Below are 14,800 nucleotides of genomic sequence, written 5' to 3'. Positions count from 1 at the left end.
GCGCCGCTTACATCACGCGCCTATCGTGAACCGATTCGCGCGCCACACCTGTTGTGAATCGTCCCCTCGGGCGTGACCGTCGTCCCGAGCGTTATGGCTACGAGAGGCTTGCAATGTCCGTAGTAGACCCCCAGTCGTCTCCTCCGAAATCGGGCTCCCACGAGAGCACTCAGTCACACGTCGAGGGCGGTGACTACCTGGCCAAGCGAACCCTGAAGAAGGGGACGGCAGGCTGGGTCCTGCTGGCGGGCCTCGGAGTCAGCTACGTCATCTCCGGCGACTACTCCGGATGGAATTTCGGTCTCGCCGAGGGTGGCTTCGGTGGTCTGCTCATCGCGGCGATCATCATCGCGGGCATGTACCTGGCCATGGTCCTCGGCATGGCCGAGATGTCCTCGGCGCTGCCCGCCGCAGGCGGTGGCTACACTTTCGCCCGCCGCGCTCTCGGACCGTGGGGCGGATTCGCCACCGGTACAGCGATTCTCATCGAGTACGCCATCGCTCCCGCCGCCATCGCGACGTTCATCGGTGCCTACGTCGAATCCCTCGGACTGTTCGGCATCACCGACGGGTGGTGGGTCTACCTGGTGGTCTATGCGGTGTTCATCGGAATCCATCTCTCCGGCGCAGGCGAAGCCCTCAAGATCATGTTCGTCATCACCGCGATCGCCTTGGTCGGACTCATCGTGTTCGCCGTCGCCGCCATCGGACAATTCGACGCGAGCAATTTGACCGACATCGCGCCCACCGACGCAGCCGGAGCTTCGGGATTCCTGCCGTTCGGCTACCTGGGCATCTGGGCTGCCGTCCCGTTCGCCATCTGGTTCTTCCTCGCGATCGAAGGCGTTCCGCTGGCCGCAGAAGAGGCCAAGGATCCGACCAAGAACGTCCCACGCGGCATCATCGCCGCCATGGGCGTGCTGCTCGTCACCGGTGCTGTCGTGCTGCTCCTGGTGACCGGCGCAGGCGGTGCCGACGCCGTCAAGGAATCGGGAAATCCGTTGGTGGAAGCCCTCGGTGACGGAACCGCGAGCAAGATCGTCAACTACATCGGCCTCGCCGGACTGGTTGCCTCCTTCTTCTCGATCATGTACGCGTACTCGCGCCAGCTCTTCGCGCTCTCGCGTGCCGGATACCTGCCGAAGACACTGTCAATCACCAACTCTCGCAAGGCCCCGACGCTCGCCTTGATCGTCCCCGGCGTCATCGGCTTCCTGCTCTCACTGACCGGTCAGGGCGCAATGTTGCTGAACATGGCCGTGTTCGGCGCGGCGCTGAGCTACGTACTGATGATGGTCAGCCACATCGTGCTCCGTCGCAAGGAGCCGAACATGGAACGCCCGTACCGAACCCCCGGCGGCGTCGTGACCACCGGATTCGCGTTGATCGTCGCAGCGCTCGCCGTGGTGGCCACGTTCGTCGTCGATTCCACCGCGGCACTGTGGTGCCTCGGCGTGTTCGTCGCGTTCATGGCCTACTTCGGCATCTACAGCAGGCATCATCTGGTCGCGAACTCGCCGGACGAGGAGTTCGCTGCGCTGGCCAAGGCCGAGGCCGAGCTGGAATGACGATCTACACCCAGCAGGTCTCGGGCACCACCTACACCTTCGACGGGTTGGTGGACTTGATGGCCAAGGCGACACCGCTTCGATCGGGCGACGAATTGGCAGGCTGCGCAGCCGAATCGGATGCCGAGCGCGCGGCAGCCCAGTGGGCATTGTCGGAGGTCTCGCTCGACGTCTTCCTGCAGGATCTGCTCGTGCCGTACGAGAGCGACGAGGTCACCCGGCTCATCATCGATTCACACGACCGCCTCGCCTTCGGAGCGGTGTCGCACCTGACCGTCGGCGGCCTGCGGGACTGGCTTCTCCAGGTCACCGCCAGGCCGGACGCGGCCGCGACGTTGCGGTCGGTGGCCGCCGGACTGACTCCGGAGATGGTGGCAGCAGTCAGCAAGATCATGCGAAACCAAGATCTCATCGCGGTGTCTCGAGCCGTGCAGGTGACGTCGGCTTTTCGTACGACGGTGGGACTGCCCGGAACACTCACCACCCGGCTCCAACCCAATCACCCGACGGACGACCCCCGCGGAATCGCCGCGGCCACGCTCGACGGGTTGCTGCTCGGATCGGGTGATGCGGTCATCGGGATCAACCCGGCGACCGACTCGCCTCAGGCGACGGCCGAACTGCTGCACCTGCTCGACGAGATCCGGCAGCGCTTCGAGATTCCCACACAATCGTGCGTGCTCTCGCACGTGACGACGACGATGGAACTGATCGACAAGGGCGTTCCGGTCGATCTGGTGTTCCAATCCATCGCGGGCACCGAAGGAGCCAATTCGAGCTTCGGAGTGAACATTCCGCTGCTTCGGCAAGCCAACGAGGCCGGCCGATCGCTGCACCGCGGAACCGTCGGGAACAACGTCATGTATCTCGAAACAGGCCAGGGTTCGGCGTTGTCGGCGGGCGCGCACATCGGTACCGGCGACCGCCCCGTCGATCAGCAGACCCTCGAAACGCGTGCGTATGCGGTGGCCCGCGATCTCGAGCCGCTGCTGATCAACACCGTCGTCGGATTCATCGGGCCCGAGTACCTCTACGACGGCAAACAGATCATCAGGGCGGGCCTCGAAGATCACTTCTGCGGCAAGCTGCTGGGACTGCCGATGGGTGTCGACGTCTGCTACACCAACCATGCCGAGGCCGACCAGGACGACATGGACACCCTGCTGACGCTCCTCGGCACCGCCGGGGTCGCGTTCGTCATCGCGGTGCCGGGTGCCGACGACGTCATGCTCGGCTACCAGTCGTTGAGCTTTCACGACGTGCTCTACGTTCGGCAGGTTCTCGGTCTGCGACCCGCACCGGAATTCGAGTCGTGGCTCTCCCGACTGGGCATGGTAGACGCCGACGGCAGAGTCCTCGACGTCGATGCCGCGGGATCGCCGCTGCGCGCGTTGATGAGTGCGCGATGAGCACGCCAGCGGAACGACCGGAAACAGAGTTCTGGGGCGAGTTGCGCGCGATGACGCAGGCTCGAATCGGGTTGGGCCGCATCGGTGATTCGTTGCCGACCACGCGGGTGCTCGAGTTTCGCTCGGCGCATGCTGCGGCGCGCGATGCTGTGCACATGCCGCTCGAGGTCGAGGAGTTCGTGGGCCGGGTGGAGCAGGTCGGTCTCGGTGCGCCGTCGGTGGTGACGTCGTTGGCGACGAGTCGCGCGGAGTATCTGCGACGGCCAGATCTCGGTCGGCAACCGAAGGATCTGTCGGAGGTGGTGAATTCCGAGAGCGAGATCGGCATCGTGCTGGGCGACGGGTTGTCCCCACGTGCGCTCGCCGATCACGGCGTGCCGATGCTGGAGGCGCTGAAAGCAGAGCTCTCCGATAGTTATTCGATCGCGGCTCCGGTCATTGCCACCGAGGCGCGGGTGGCGCTCGGTGACCACATCGCGGCTGCGATGGGTGTGCGGACGGTGTTGGTGCTGATCGGGGAGCGTCCGGGGTTGTCGGTCGCCGACAGTCTCGGTATCTATCTGACGCATCTGCCGAGACCCGGGTGCACCGACGCCGATCGCAATTGCGTATCCAACATCCATCCGCCGGAAGGCCAGGGGTATGCGCAGTCGGCACGAATCGTGGCCGGTCTGTTGGCCGGTGCCAGGAAGCTCGGGCGGTCGGGTGTGGCGTTGAAGGACACCTCGCGAGCCGATGTGCTCGAGGCAGGCGAGGCCCTCACCCTCGAGTGACATCCCCCTATTCGGGGGTGGCCGACGGTGACCGGGCTCACTACCGTGGCCGTATGGACAGTTACTCTTCCGGTGAGTCGGACACAGCGGTGCTGGACGACACGATCGGTGCGAATCTGGATCGAACTGCGGCGCGGTACTCGGATCGCGACGCGCTGATAGATGTTGCGTCCGGGCGACGGTGGACCTACTCGGAGTTCGTCGCCGACGTCGATCTGTTGGCGGCCGGGTTGCTCGTTGCCGGAGTCGAGGTGGGGGATCGCGTCGGAATGTGGGCACCGAACTGCCCGGAATGGGTTCTGGCGCAGTATGCGACGGCCAAGGTCGGTGCCGTGTTGGTCAACATCAACCCCGCGTACCGTTCGCACGAGTTGCAATTCGTGCTGAAGCAGGCCGGGGTGTCGGTGTTGTTGTCGGCCAGGGAGTTCAAGGGGTCGGACTACGCGGCGATGATCGACGACGCCCGCCCCGAGGTGCCGTCCCTGCGTGAGGTGCTGTTCATCGGGAGCATCCAGTGGGAAGCGATGACCGATCGCGGTCACAGAGCGTTGGCGAAGACTCCACGGATGATCTCCGATGTGTCGGAGCGACTCGGTGCCGACGATGCGATCAACATTCAGTACACCTCGGGAACAACGGGTTTCCCGAAGGGTGCGACGCTGAGTCACCGAAATATCCTCAACAACGGTTTCTTCGTCGGCGAGCTCTGCCACTACACCGCCGCCGACCGCGTATGCATTCCGGTGCCGTTCTATCACTGCTTCGGCATGGTGATGGGCAATCTCGCGTGCACCTCGCACGGCGCAGCGATGGTGATTCCCGGTCCCTCGTTCGATCCGGTGGCGACGCTGACGGCCGTCGCCGCGGAGAAGTGCACATCGCTGTACGGAGTCCCGACGATGTTCATCGCCGAACTGGCACTGGAGAACTTCGACGACTTCGACCTCGGCAGTCTGCGTACCGGCATCATGGCCGGATCGCCATGTCCGACCGAGGTGATGAAGCAGGTCATCGAGCGAATGGGGATGACGGAGGTGTCGATCTGCTACGGCATGACCGAGACCTCGCCGGTATCCCTGCAGACTCGCAGCGACGACACCATCGAACAGCGGGTGTCCACCGTGGGACGTGTCGGCCCTCATCTGGAGGTGAAGATCGTCGACCCGGTCCTCGGTGAGACGCTGCCACGTGGCCAGGCAGGTGAACTGTGCACTCGTGGTTACTCGGTGATGCTCGGTTACTGGGAGCAGCCCGACAAGACAGCGGAGGCGATCGACGGCGATGGGTGGATGCACACCGGCGACATCGGAGTCATGGACGAGAACGGCTACGTGGCGATCACCGGACGGATCAAGGACATGGTGATTCGCGGCGGTGAGAACGTCTATCCCCGCGAAGTGGAGGAGTTCCTCTACACCCACCCCGACATCCTCGACGCCCAGGTGATCGGTGTGCCCGATCCGAAGTACGGTGAAGAGCTCATGGTGTGGATCAGGATGAGAGACGGTGCCGCTCCGCTCGATTCGGCTGCGGTGCGCGCCTTCTGCGACGGACGGCTCGCGCATTACAAGATTCCGCGATACGTGCACGTCGTCGACGAGTTCCCGATGACGGTGACCGGCAAGGTGCGCAAGGTGGAGATGCGCGAACGCTCACTGGGATTGATCTGAATATCGCCGTTCGGCTGACATACTCGCGTACATGATCAGTGCGTTGTGGACACCGACGGATGCCGACGTCGCCGAGGCCAGGGTCACCGAGTTCGCGCGATTCGTCGAGCAACGTCACGACGTCGAGCTGCCGGACTACGAGGCGCTGTGGCGGTGGTCGACGATCGAGCTCGAATCCTTCTGGCGTGCCGTGTGGGATTTCTTCGAGATTCGCGCCGTCTTCGATCCGACGACGGTCCTCGACAGTCGCACCATGCCGGGCGCGCAGTGGTTTCCGGGGACCGAGCTGAACTATGTCGACCAGGTGATCAGGCACGCTCGCCCTGATCGCGCCGCGATCGTCCATGCCCGGGAAGACGGTTCGACGCGGATCGTGACGTGGGACGACTTGATCGAACAGGCCGGGGCATTGGCAGGGACGCTCTCCGACAATGGAGTCCGGCGCGGCGATCGCGTCGTCGGGTATCTACCGAACATCCCGGAGGCGGTGATCGCGTTCCTGGCGACCGCGAGCCTGGGTGCGGTGTGGTCCGCATGTGGGCAGGACTATTCGGCCTCGGCCGCGCGTGATCGACTGGGACAACTCGAACCCACAGCATTGATCACTGCCTCCGGATACGTGTACGGAGGGCAGTTCAGAGACAAGTCCGGTGATGTCACCGCGCTGGTCGACGCTTTGCCGACCGTGCGCGTCGTCGTGACGATCGGCGAACCGTCGGGAAGCGCACTGAGTTGGTCGGACGCCACCGCCGAGAGTCGTGAACTGACCCCGGCGGCAGTACCTTTCGATCATCCCCTGTGGGTCGTGTTCTCATCCGGTACCACGGGGCTACCCAAGGGGATCGTGCACGGTCACGGCGGTGTAGTGCTCGAACACCTCAAATCCGTTGCACTGCAGTCCGATCTGGGTCCCGAGGACGTGTTCTTCTGGTACACCAGCCCCAGCTGGATGATGTGGAACTTCCAGATCGCAGGCCTGCTGACCGGTGCCACGATCGTGTGCGCCGATGGCAATCCGGCGTTCCCGACGCCGGATGCGCTGTGGGACATCGCTGGTCGGCTGGGGGTGACGTACCTCGGAACGAGTCCGGGTTACGTGCTCGCGTGCATCAAGGCAGGCACACACCCGGGTGCCGACCACGATCTGTCGGCGCTGCGGGCCGTCGGCATCACCGGGTCCGCAATGCCTGCATCGTCGTCGATCTGGTTGTCGGAGAACATCGGAGCACACGCGCCGGTCTTCTCCATCTCGGGCGGCACCGACGTGGTGTCGGCGTTCGCCGGGGGAGTGCGAACCGCTCCGGTCTGGGCTGGGGAACTGTCGGTGCCCTTTCTCGGTGTCGCGCTCGACGCCTACGACGAGGACGGCGAGGCAGTCCGGGGCACCGTCGGCGAACTGGTCGTCACCGAGCCGATGCCGTCGATGCCGCTGTACTTCTGGAACGACGCCGACGGATCTCGTTACCGGGACGCCTACTTCGATGCGTACCAGGGAATCTGGCGTCACGGCGACTGGATCACCCTGACCGACCACGGTAGTGTCGTCGTCCACGGGCGATCCGATTCGACCCTCAACCGCAACGGAATTCGGATGGGAAGTGCCGACATCTACCAGGCCGTCGAATCACTCGACGAGGTCACCGAGGCGCTCGTCCTTGGCATCGAGCTACCCGACGGGGGATATTGGATGCCGCTGTTCGTCATGGTCCCGAACGAACTCACCGACGAACTGCGCGCACGTATCGAATCCGTCATCAGAACGGAGGCGTCGCCGCGCCACGTTCCCGACGACATCATCGCCACGCCGGCGATACCCCACACGCGCACCGGGAAGAAGCTGGAGGTTCCACTCAAACGACTCTTCCAAGGTGCTGCTGCCGCAGGCACTCTCGATGCCAGTGCGGTCGACGATCCGGTCGCGTTGGCATGGTTCGTCGATCGGGCGACCGAGTTTCAGCGCGTCCAGCGGGCCAGGTAGGCCTTCTCCTCCGGCGCGATGCGGCGCAGTGTCTCGGCACCGACGTCGACCATCGCCATCCGAGTCGTCGCCACCACGGCGGGCGGCGAATCGGGTGCCGCGCCCGCGGCCCGCACCTCGTATCCGATGGTGAAATCGACAGCGCGCACCTTCTCGAACCACAGCGTGACGTCCAGCGGACCGTCCGAATGTCGGAGCGGCTTCTTGTACGCGATGGTGACGTTGGCGATCAACGCACTCTTGATCAGAGACTCGTTGGCCTCGCCCTCGCTCAGCAGCCATTCGATGCGCGCTTCTTCGAGCAGGGTGACCATTCGTGCATGGTTGATGTGCGCAAAGGCGTCCATGTCGGACCAGCGCACCGTCACGCTCGCGTGATATCCGACGGGACCGGTCTGCTCTGTCTGCATCGCAACAGGCTCTGTCTTCATTGCTAGAGGATGGCATGCGCGCCCGTGAAGTCGACGCTCTAGAGTCCCAGGAGTGATTATCGCCAATGTCGCACTGGATGGTTCCGGCGTGCTCTTCGACATCGAACTGGCAGGGTCGGTCATCGCGGCGATCACCCCCGCAGGTACTCGACGCGCAGCGGGTGACGAGGTGCTCGACGGTGGGGGCGGGGTGGCGCTACCCGGATTCGTGGACTCTCACGTGCATCTGACGCAGTGGGCGGCGGCCCGTAGGCGAATCGACGTCGGGCCGGCGATGTCGGCGGCCGACGCCGTCGCGCTGGTGTACCCCTACGCGCGTACGGCAGGTGAATCCGTGGTGCGCGCCAACGGTTTCCGCGATGCACAGTGGCCGGAGGAGCCACACAAGGACCTGCTAGAGAATGCGCTGCCCGGTGCCCGCGTGGCGATGACGAGCATGGACCTGCACACGCTGTGGCTGAGCCCGGCGTTGCTCGACGACCTGGGTATCGACCACCCCACCGGTGTGTTGCGTGACGTCGACGGCCTCGAAGCGGTCATGGCTCTCGAAGAGCAGGAGGACCCGGCCGAACTCGATCGAGCCGTGCTCGACGCGACCGCGGCACTGGCGGTCCGCGGAGTCACCGGCGTCGTGGATTTCGAGTTCGCCGACAACAAGACGGTCTGGGATCGACGCCTGACGGCCGGCTCTCCCGCGGTACGCGTCGACACGACCGTGTGGCCGCAATGGCTCGACGAAGCACTCGAGCGCGGCGAGCGGACCGGAGACGTCTCGGCTCTGTCGGAACTGATCCGGCGGGGACCACTCAAGGTGATGCTCGACGGCTCGCTCAACACCCGAACCGCGTGCTGCCACGACCGATACCCGGGCATCGAGGGTGACGACGCGTACGGTCTGTTGCTCGAGACCCGCGAGGGTCTGTTCGAGCTCGTGTCGCGGGCATCGCGCGGCGGCATCGTTCCGGCGATCCACGCGATCGGTGACCGCGCGAACGGGATTGCTCTCGATGCGTTCGAGCGTGCCGGTTGCGGTGGTCGAATCGAACATGCGCAACAGATCCTGCCGGAGGACATCACGCGTTTCGCAGCGCTCGGCGTCGCGGCATCGGTGCAGCCGCAGCACGCGATGGCCGATCGCGAGATCGCCGAGGATCTGTGGGCCGGACGGCGCTCGGTGGCGTACGGATACGGAACCTTGCACCGCAGCGGGGCGACGCTGCTGTTCGGTTCCGACGCCCCGGTCAGTCCGCCCGAGCCGTTGGCCGGAGTCGCCGCGGCGGTGTTCCGTACCGACGACGACCGACCCCCGTGGCACCCCGAAGAAGCCGTACCTCTCGAGGTGGCACTGCGGGCGGCGTGCGGTGGCCGCGGGATACTCCGCGTGGGGGATACGGCGGACATCGTCGTTCTCGTCGAGCATCCCGTGCACCGATCGGCACACGATCTGGCCGACACCGAGATCCGAGCGACGATCTGCGCCGGCGCGCTGACCCACGCGTCCGCTGGTTAGGCACCGGGTTCGCGGACGACGATTTCGGTCCATAGCCGGACATGAGAACTCACTCATGTTGCCCTCATTGGCGTCTCACTCGTTCGAGACAGTGTGGTGATGTGAAGTTCGCACCCAAGATCGCCGTCCTGGCGGCCGTGGTGATCGTTCCGGTGGGCGTGGCACTGGCGAGCACCGTACTTGCCGACACCCCACAGCCACCGAGCTTCGAGCCGCGAGTCACCGTCGGAGTCGCGGCACCGAGCGCATCCGAGACCTCCGGCGAGGCACCGCCCCCATCGCCCCCATCGGCCTCCTCGACCGCTGCACCCCCGACCGCTGTACCCCCGACCGCTGCACCCTCGACCGCGGCCCCCTCGGTGGCTGAAATTCCTCCCGCGGCCACGGGCCCGGTGGGCGGTACGGCTCCTGCTGCAGCGGAGCCGCCGGCAGCACCGCAGTCCATCGTCGTCCCTGCCCCTCCGCCTGTCGAAGTCATTCCGGACGGTGATGACGATGATGACGACGTCGGTGGCCAGGACGATGCGGATGGCGACGACGATGTGGAAGACGACGACGGGTGAATTCGACCGAGAAACTGATCGACGGCAGTGATGCCCGCACCGAGGTGCTCGCTCGGAAGGGCCCTGTGCCCGAGCCTGCGCCTCGTCGTCCCCGGGTGGGAACCCGTGTTCCGGCGCGGGTGCGCATCCTCGGCTGGCTGTTGTTCGTCATGGCACTGGCCATGCTGGCCGTGGGGGTTGCCGTCCGAACGATCCTCCTCGCCGATGTCGAGAGAGACACCGCGGTGGCGCTCGAGCAAGAGATCGGCGAGTTCAGCGAGTTCGCTGCGACCGGCCGGGATCCGGACGACGGGTTGCCGTTCGGCAATGTCGCCGATCTGCTCCAGTTGCACCTGCAGCGCCAATACCCGGACGACGACGAGATCCTGTTCGGCTACACCGACCGACTGCTGCGTCAGGAGCGCAGCGGCCCGGGAGATCTGGTCGCCGACGCGGCCGTCGTATCGGCGATCGTGGACTCACCCGACAGTGTGGGATCGACGCAGACTTCGGAAGGCGAAGTCGCCTGGGCGAAACAGGTCGCCGAACCTTCCGGCGGCCGCCAGGCCGGAACTTTCGCGATCGGAATCCTCGTCGACCGCGAACGCGCGGACGTGTCCGACACCGTTCGTGTGGTGATCGGAGTGTCACTGATGGCGCTGCTGTTCACCGGCGGCATCGCCTGGGTCGTGGCCGGGCAGATCCTTGCGCCCGTGCGTCTGGTTCGGCGGACCGCAGCCCAGATCACCACCGACGACCTCTCCAGGCGGATCGAAGTGGACGGCCGAGACGACGTCGCCGAACTCGCCGACACCTTCAACGACATGCTCGATCGATTGGAGTCCGCGTTCGCCGCGCAGCGACAATTCGTCGACGACGCGAGCCATGAGCTTCGTACGCCGATCACGATCGTGCTGGGGCATCTCGAACTGATGGGTGATGATCCACGCGAGCGCGAAGAGACGGTCCGGCTCGTCACCGACGAGTTGGACCGAATGAACCGGATCGTGGAAGACCTGTTGCTCCTCGCCAAAGCCGAGCGGCCGGATTTCGTGCACAAGCAACCGGTGGATCTCGAGACCCTCACGCGCGACATCGACGCGAAGGTACGCGCGCTCGCCGACCGCGACTGGATACTGGGGCACGTCGGCACGGGCTCGGTGCGGGTCGATCCACAACGAGTCACGCAGGCAGTGCTTCAGCTGGCGCAGAATGCGGTGTCGCACACCGGCCCCGGTGACCGAATCGTCGTGGGCTCCGAGCTCGCCCTGGACCGAGTTCTGTTGTGGGTGAGCGACACCGGTCCCGGTGTGTCCAGCGAGGACGCGCCGACCATCTTCGAACGATTCGCGCGCGGCACCAGTGCTTCGCCTCGCTCGGACAACGGCGGAGCGGGTCTGGGCCTGAGTATCGTGCGAGCGATCGCCGACGGGCATCACGGTGCCGCGACACTCGACAGTCGGCCCGGTGCCGGTGCGACATTCGGGCTCGACCTGCCGGCACGGTGAGCGACCGACGATTTCGTTCTGCCAGAAATGTTTCCACGTCACCCACGGCAGTGGAACGGCACATGAAAGAACGCTCATAGAACGTTCATCGACGTTTCATCGGACGGACCGAGACTGGTCACCATGAACACGGTCAGCTACAGAACGCAGCCACCTCCTGTCCCGGAACCGATGCGCTCGTGGCGCTTTCGCGATCTGTTGACCCGCCGACTGGTCCAGGGCGTCATGAGTTCGGTTGCGCTGCTGGTACTCCTGGCCGTACTCGCGGGCGCGGCGCAAGGGCTGCCCAGCGCCGGGCGGACCACGCTCGTGGTCTTCACCGCAGCTGTCGCGCTCTGGGTGTTCACGAAGATCGACGACACCTACGTAGCTCTCGGTGCCGCACTTGCTCTGGTACTGACCGGTGTGGTGAGCACCGACGCACTGTTCGACACTCTCGGCGAGGAGACCATCTGGCTTCTCATCGCGGCATTCATCATCGCCGCGGGAGTCCGTGAGTCCGGTTTGGCAACGCGCGCAGCAGTGTTCATCGTCAGTGGCGCGCGTAGCGTACGCCAGCTCACCCATCTGGTGACGGCCGCGTTGATCGTGACCGCTTTCGCGATTCCCGCCACCTCGGGTCGCGCCGCCCTTGCGCTGCCGGTGTTCTTGGCGTTGGCGCAGGCGCTCGCCGAGCGCAAGCGGGTGGTGCGGGCGTTGGCAATCCTGTTTCCTACCGTCATCCTGCTGTCCGCGGTGGCGACGCTCATCGGGGCGGGGGCGCATCTGATCACCAGCCAGGTGCTCGAGAGTGCGACGGGTACCGGGATCAGCTTCACCGCGTGGCTGTTGCTCGGTGTGCCGCTGGCCGTGGTCAGCAGCCACTGCGCCGCCGAACTGGTACTGGTGCTGTTCACCGATCGGGAGGATCGCCGAATACCGTTGACGGTGAACGTATCCGACATGGCATCGCGACTCCCGACACCGGTGACGGGACCGCTGACCATCGCGGAGAACCGGGCCGCGACGCTGCTGGCCGTCGTCATCGTGCTGTGGTGCTCCGAACCGTTGCACGGCGTGCACCCCGCCATCATCGCCCTGCTGGGTGCCTTGATCTCCACCTCACCGCGGGTGGGTACCACCGACTTCGGAAAGGCGCTCGCTACCGTGCCGTGGTCGCTGCTGTTGTTCATGGCGGCAACGCTGGCCCTCGGGACCGCGCTGACGACGTCCGGTGCGGCAGGGTGGCTCTCGGACGGGCTGTTCACGGTGGTTCCGATCGGCTCGGCACCGCCCTGGGTGTTCATCGCGGTGGTGATCGTGCTGTCCGTGGCCTCGCACCTTCTCATCCAATCTCGCTCGGCACGTTCGTCCGTCCTCGTTCCGCTCGTCGTCACCACGGCTTCGGCGCTCGGAGTCGACCCCATGGCCGCGGCCTTCGCGTCGACGGCTGCAGCAGGCTTCTGCCACACCATGCCGTCCTCGGCGAAGCCGGTGGCAATCTTCGGCAAAGCCGAAGGTGTGGAGACGTATTCACCGAAGGACCTGCTACGCCTGTCCGCCTTTCTCGCGCCGCTGACCGCAGGGACCGTGCTGTTCTTCGCCGTGTTCGTGTGGCCGCTGCTCGGCACCCCCATCTCCTGATCTCCCACCCTCGAAAAGGAATCGATCACCATGCCGTCTTCCACCCCACTCCGGTTCGTCGTCGCCCCGTCCGGGTTCAAGGAATCTCTCGGTGCCGACGAGGTCGCGTCGGCCATTGCCGCTGGTATTCGCCGGGTGGTGCCCGGGGCCATCGTCAACTCGGTCCCCCTCGTCGACGGGGGTGAGGGGTCCGCTCGCGCCCTTGCCGGTGCCACGATGGGCAAGGTGATCGACACCGTCGTGACCGGGCCGGTGGGCAAGCCGGTCGATTCCCATTTCGCTCTGCTGGGAACGGACGGGCCGGTCACCGCGGTCGTGGAGATGGCAGCAGCGGCCGGTCTGTCGCTGGTTCCGCGAGACATGCGCGACCCGACGGTGACCACGAGCCGCGGAGTCGGTGAGCTCATCCGCACCGCCCTCGACTACGGTGCCGAACGAATCCTGTTGGGCTGCGGCGACTCCGGCACCTCGGACGGCGGTGCGGGGCTCCTGCAGGCGCTCGGAGTGCGACTCCTCGATGCCGAAGGCCTCGAATTGGGCGACGGCGGAGGCGAGTTGACTCGGCTAGACCACATCGATGTATCCGGCCTCGATTCACGGCTGAGTCCGGGAAGCGGTGTGGAGATCAGGGTCGCATGCAACCCACACAACATTCTCTGTGGGCCCGGCGGAGTCGCCCGGGTCTTCGCACCGCAGAAGGGGGCCACCGCGACGCAAGTGGAGATCCTGTCGGCTGCGATGGACCGCTGGGCCGAGGTGTTGGAGCGTGACGTATCGACGCGGCCGGCCGGTCTGAACCTCCGCACCGGGCCCGGTACCGGCGCATCCGGCGGGATGGGGGCAGGCGTGGCAGCGGTCCTGCGGGCCGAGCTGCTACCGCGCTTCGAGGTGATGCTCGATCATGTCGACCTCGACAGCCTCATCGCGACAGCAGACCTGGTGTTGACCGCCGAGGGGTCCATCGACAAGCAGACGCCGAAGGGGAAGATCCCGACGGAGGTCGCCCGCCGAGCCAAGCTTCACGGCAAACCTGTGGTGGCGCTCGCGGGAACCATCGGGCTCGACGCCCGCGCCAACTACGACTCGGGTATCGACGCCTTCGCCGGCATCCTGCCCTCACCGGTCGAGTTGGTCGAGGCGCTCGAACGGGGTGCCGAGTTCCTGACCGACGCCACGGAGCGAGCCATGAGATTGCTTCTGGTCGGAGCGACTCTCGGCCGGTGAGGCCGGAGCAGCGTGAATGGATCTCGAGGACCTGCCGAAGTGTCCGCGATCGCCGATTCTGTCGGATCACCCGCGTAGCGTGTCTGCGATGACGTCGATCACCGATCCGCGCGTACGCGAGTTTCTGTCCACGGGTACCCGCACCGGCAAGCTCGGATACCTGGCCTCCGACGGCAGGCCCCTGGTGGCCCCCGTCTGGTTCATCGTCGAGGGCGACGAGATCGTGTTCAACACGGGGGCCGACACCGCGAAGGGAAAGTCGATTCGCCGTGATCCCCGCGTGGTGCTGACCGTCGATCTCGAAGAGCCGCCGTACGGATTCGTCCAGGTGCAGGGCATCGCGTCGGTCGACGAGGATCCCGCCGAGTTGCTCCGCACCGCCACCGAGCTGGGGGCTCGGTACATGGGCCGCGATCGCGCCGAGGAGTTCGGCGCACGCAACGGTGTTCCGGGCGAATTGATCGTTCGGGTGACACCGAACAAGGTGATCGCCGCTTTCGACATGACGGCATGACGACCGACGGTCTTCGCCCGGTCGGCACTGTAGATTGACCGGGTGCCGAA

At 65.6% G+C, this 14,800-nt stretch carries 12 protein-coding genes; 11 read left to right on the top strand and 1 reads right to left on the bottom strand.

Translation table 11 applies throughout. From position 1 onward, the window contains the following. The first annotated feature begins 113 nt into the window (after nucleotides 1-113). Genes eat through R3P95_RS04550 form a run of 5 tightly spaced genes read left to right on the top strand, consistent with a single transcriptional unit; the run spans nucleotide 114 to nucleotide 7,398 of the window. Nucleotides 114-1,568, top strand: coding sequence for an ethanolamine permease (gene eat / locus R3P95_RS04570; protein WP_269594359.1), 1,455 nt, complete (start codon nucleotides 114-116; stop codon nucleotides 1,566-1,568). After that, the gene (locus R3P95_RS04565) at nucleotides 1,565-2,977 is read left to right on the top strand and encodes an ethanolamine ammonia-lyase subunit EutB (RefSeq protein ID WP_317547412.1); all 1,413 of its coding nucleotides are present in this window, start codon (nucleotides 1,565-1,567) and stop codon (nucleotides 2,975-2,977) included. Before eat ends, R3P95_RS04565 begins: the two co-directional genes overlap by 4 nt. Next, nucleotides 2,974-3,750: an ethanolamine ammonia-lyase subunit EutC gene (gene eutC / locus R3P95_RS04560; RefSeq protein WP_317547411.1), complete on the top strand. Its 777-nt coding sequence runs from the start codon at nucleotides 2,974-2,976 to the stop codon at nucleotides 3,748-3,750. Before R3P95_RS04565 ends, eutC begins: the two co-directional genes overlap by 4 nt. 53 nt (nucleotides 3,751-3,803) lie before the next feature. Continuing rightward, nucleotides 3,804-5,420: an AMP-binding protein gene (locus R3P95_RS04555; protein WP_317547410.1), complete on the top strand. Its 1,617-nt coding sequence runs from the start codon at nucleotides 3,804-3,806 to the stop codon at nucleotides 5,418-5,420. Between the two features lie 31 nt (nucleotides 5,421-5,451). Beyond that, nucleotides 5,452-7,398, top strand: a complete 1,947-nt coding sequence (locus R3P95_RS04550) for an acetoacetate--CoA ligase (protein ID WP_317547408.1) — start codon at nucleotides 5,452-5,454, stop codon at nucleotides 7,396-7,398. On the opposite strand, the gene R3P95_RS04545 is transcribed toward R3P95_RS04550, so the two are convergent. Continuing rightward, entirely contained in the window at nucleotides 7,374-7,829 is a 456-nt protein-coding gene (locus R3P95_RS04545) for an acyl-CoA thioesterase (RefSeq protein ID WP_256980686.1), read from the bottom strand. The genes R3P95_RS04550 and R3P95_RS04545 overlap by 25 nt on opposite strands. Nucleotides 7,830-7,881: 52 nt before the next feature. Here R3P95_RS04545 and R3P95_RS04540 point away from each other — a divergent pair, with 52 nt between their 5' ends. From R3P95_RS04540 to R3P95_RS04515, 6 genes are all read left to right on the top strand, one after another. After that, nucleotides 7,882-9,339 (top strand): amidohydrolase, encoded by a 1,458-nt coding sequence (locus tag R3P95_RS04540; protein WP_317547407.1) that lies wholly within the window; start codon nucleotides 7,882-7,884, stop codon nucleotides 9,337-9,339. A gap of 101 nt (nucleotides 9,340-9,440) precedes the next feature. Continuing rightward, nucleotides 9,441-9,902 (top strand): hypothetical protein, encoded by a 462-nt coding sequence (locus R3P95_RS04535; RefSeq protein WP_317547406.1) that lies wholly within the window; start codon nucleotides 9,441-9,443, stop codon nucleotides 9,900-9,902. Continuing rightward, nucleotides 9,899-11,389 (top strand): sensor histidine kinase, encoded by a 1,491-nt coding sequence (locus R3P95_RS04530; protein ID WP_317547405.1) that lies wholly within the window; start codon nucleotides 9,899-9,901, stop codon nucleotides 11,387-11,389. Before R3P95_RS04535 ends, R3P95_RS04530 begins: the two co-directional genes overlap by 4 nt. Before the next feature lie 123 nt (nucleotides 11,390-11,512). Beyond that, nucleotides 11,513-13,012, top strand: coding sequence for an SLC13 family permease (locus R3P95_RS04525; protein WP_317547404.1), 1,500 nt, complete (start codon nucleotides 11,513-11,515; stop codon nucleotides 13,010-13,012). A 30-nt stretch (nucleotides 13,013-13,042) separates the two neighbouring features. Next, complete coding sequence (locus R3P95_RS04520; RefSeq protein ID WP_149405326.1) at nucleotides 13,043-14,236, top strand: glycerate kinase family protein; 1,194 nt, start codon at nucleotides 13,043-13,045, stop codon at nucleotides 14,234-14,236. An 88-nt stretch (nucleotides 14,237-14,324) separates the two neighbouring features. Beyond that, nucleotides 14,325-14,750 (top strand): PPOX class F420-dependent oxidoreductase, encoded by a 426-nt coding sequence (locus tag R3P95_RS04515; protein ID WP_068051470.1) that lies wholly within the window; start codon nucleotides 14,325-14,327, stop codon nucleotides 14,748-14,750. Nucleotides 14,751-14,800 lie beyond the last annotated feature (50 nt).

Source organism: Rhodococcus cercidiphylli, from assembly GCF_033042225.1.
Lineage (GTDB): Bacteria > Actinomycetota > Actinomycetes > Mycobacteriales > Mycobacteriaceae > Rhodococcoides.
This window is presented reverse-complemented; position numbering and strand designations above follow the sequence as displayed.

Coding starts and splice junctions, on each gene's coding strand:
- R3P95_RS04550 (WP_317547408.1), top strand. CDS start 5,452: ATGATCAGTGCGTTGTGGACACCGACGGATGCCGACGTCGCCGAGGCC.
- eutC (WP_317547411.1), top strand. CDS start 2,974: ATGAGCACGCCAGCGGAACGACCGGAAACAGAGTTCTGGGGCGAGTTG.
- R3P95_RS04545 (WP_256980686.1), bottom strand. CDS start 7,829: ATGAAGACAGAGCCTGTTGCGATGCAGACAGAGCAGACCGGTCCCGTC.
- R3P95_RS04525 (WP_317547404.1), top strand. CDS start 11,513: ATGAACACGGTCAGCTACAGAACGCAGCCACCTCCTGTCCCGGAACCG.
- R3P95_RS04515 (WP_068051470.1), top strand. CDS start 14,325: ATGACGTCGATCACCGATCCGCGCGTACGCGAGTTTCTGTCCACGGGT.
- R3P95_RS04520 (WP_149405326.1), top strand. CDS start 13,043: ATGCCGTCTTCCACCCCACTCCGGTTCGTCGTCGCCCCGTCCGGGTTC.
- eat (WP_269594359.1), top strand. CDS start 114: ATGTCCGTAGTAGACCCCCAGTCGTCTCCTCCGAAATCGGGCTCCCAC.
- R3P95_RS04555 (WP_317547410.1), top strand. CDS start 3,804: ATGGACAGTTACTCTTCCGGTGAGTCGGACACAGCGGTGCTGGACGAC.
- R3P95_RS04565 (WP_317547412.1), top strand. CDS start 1,565: ATGACGATCTACACCCAGCAGGTCTCGGGCACCACCTACACCTTCGAC.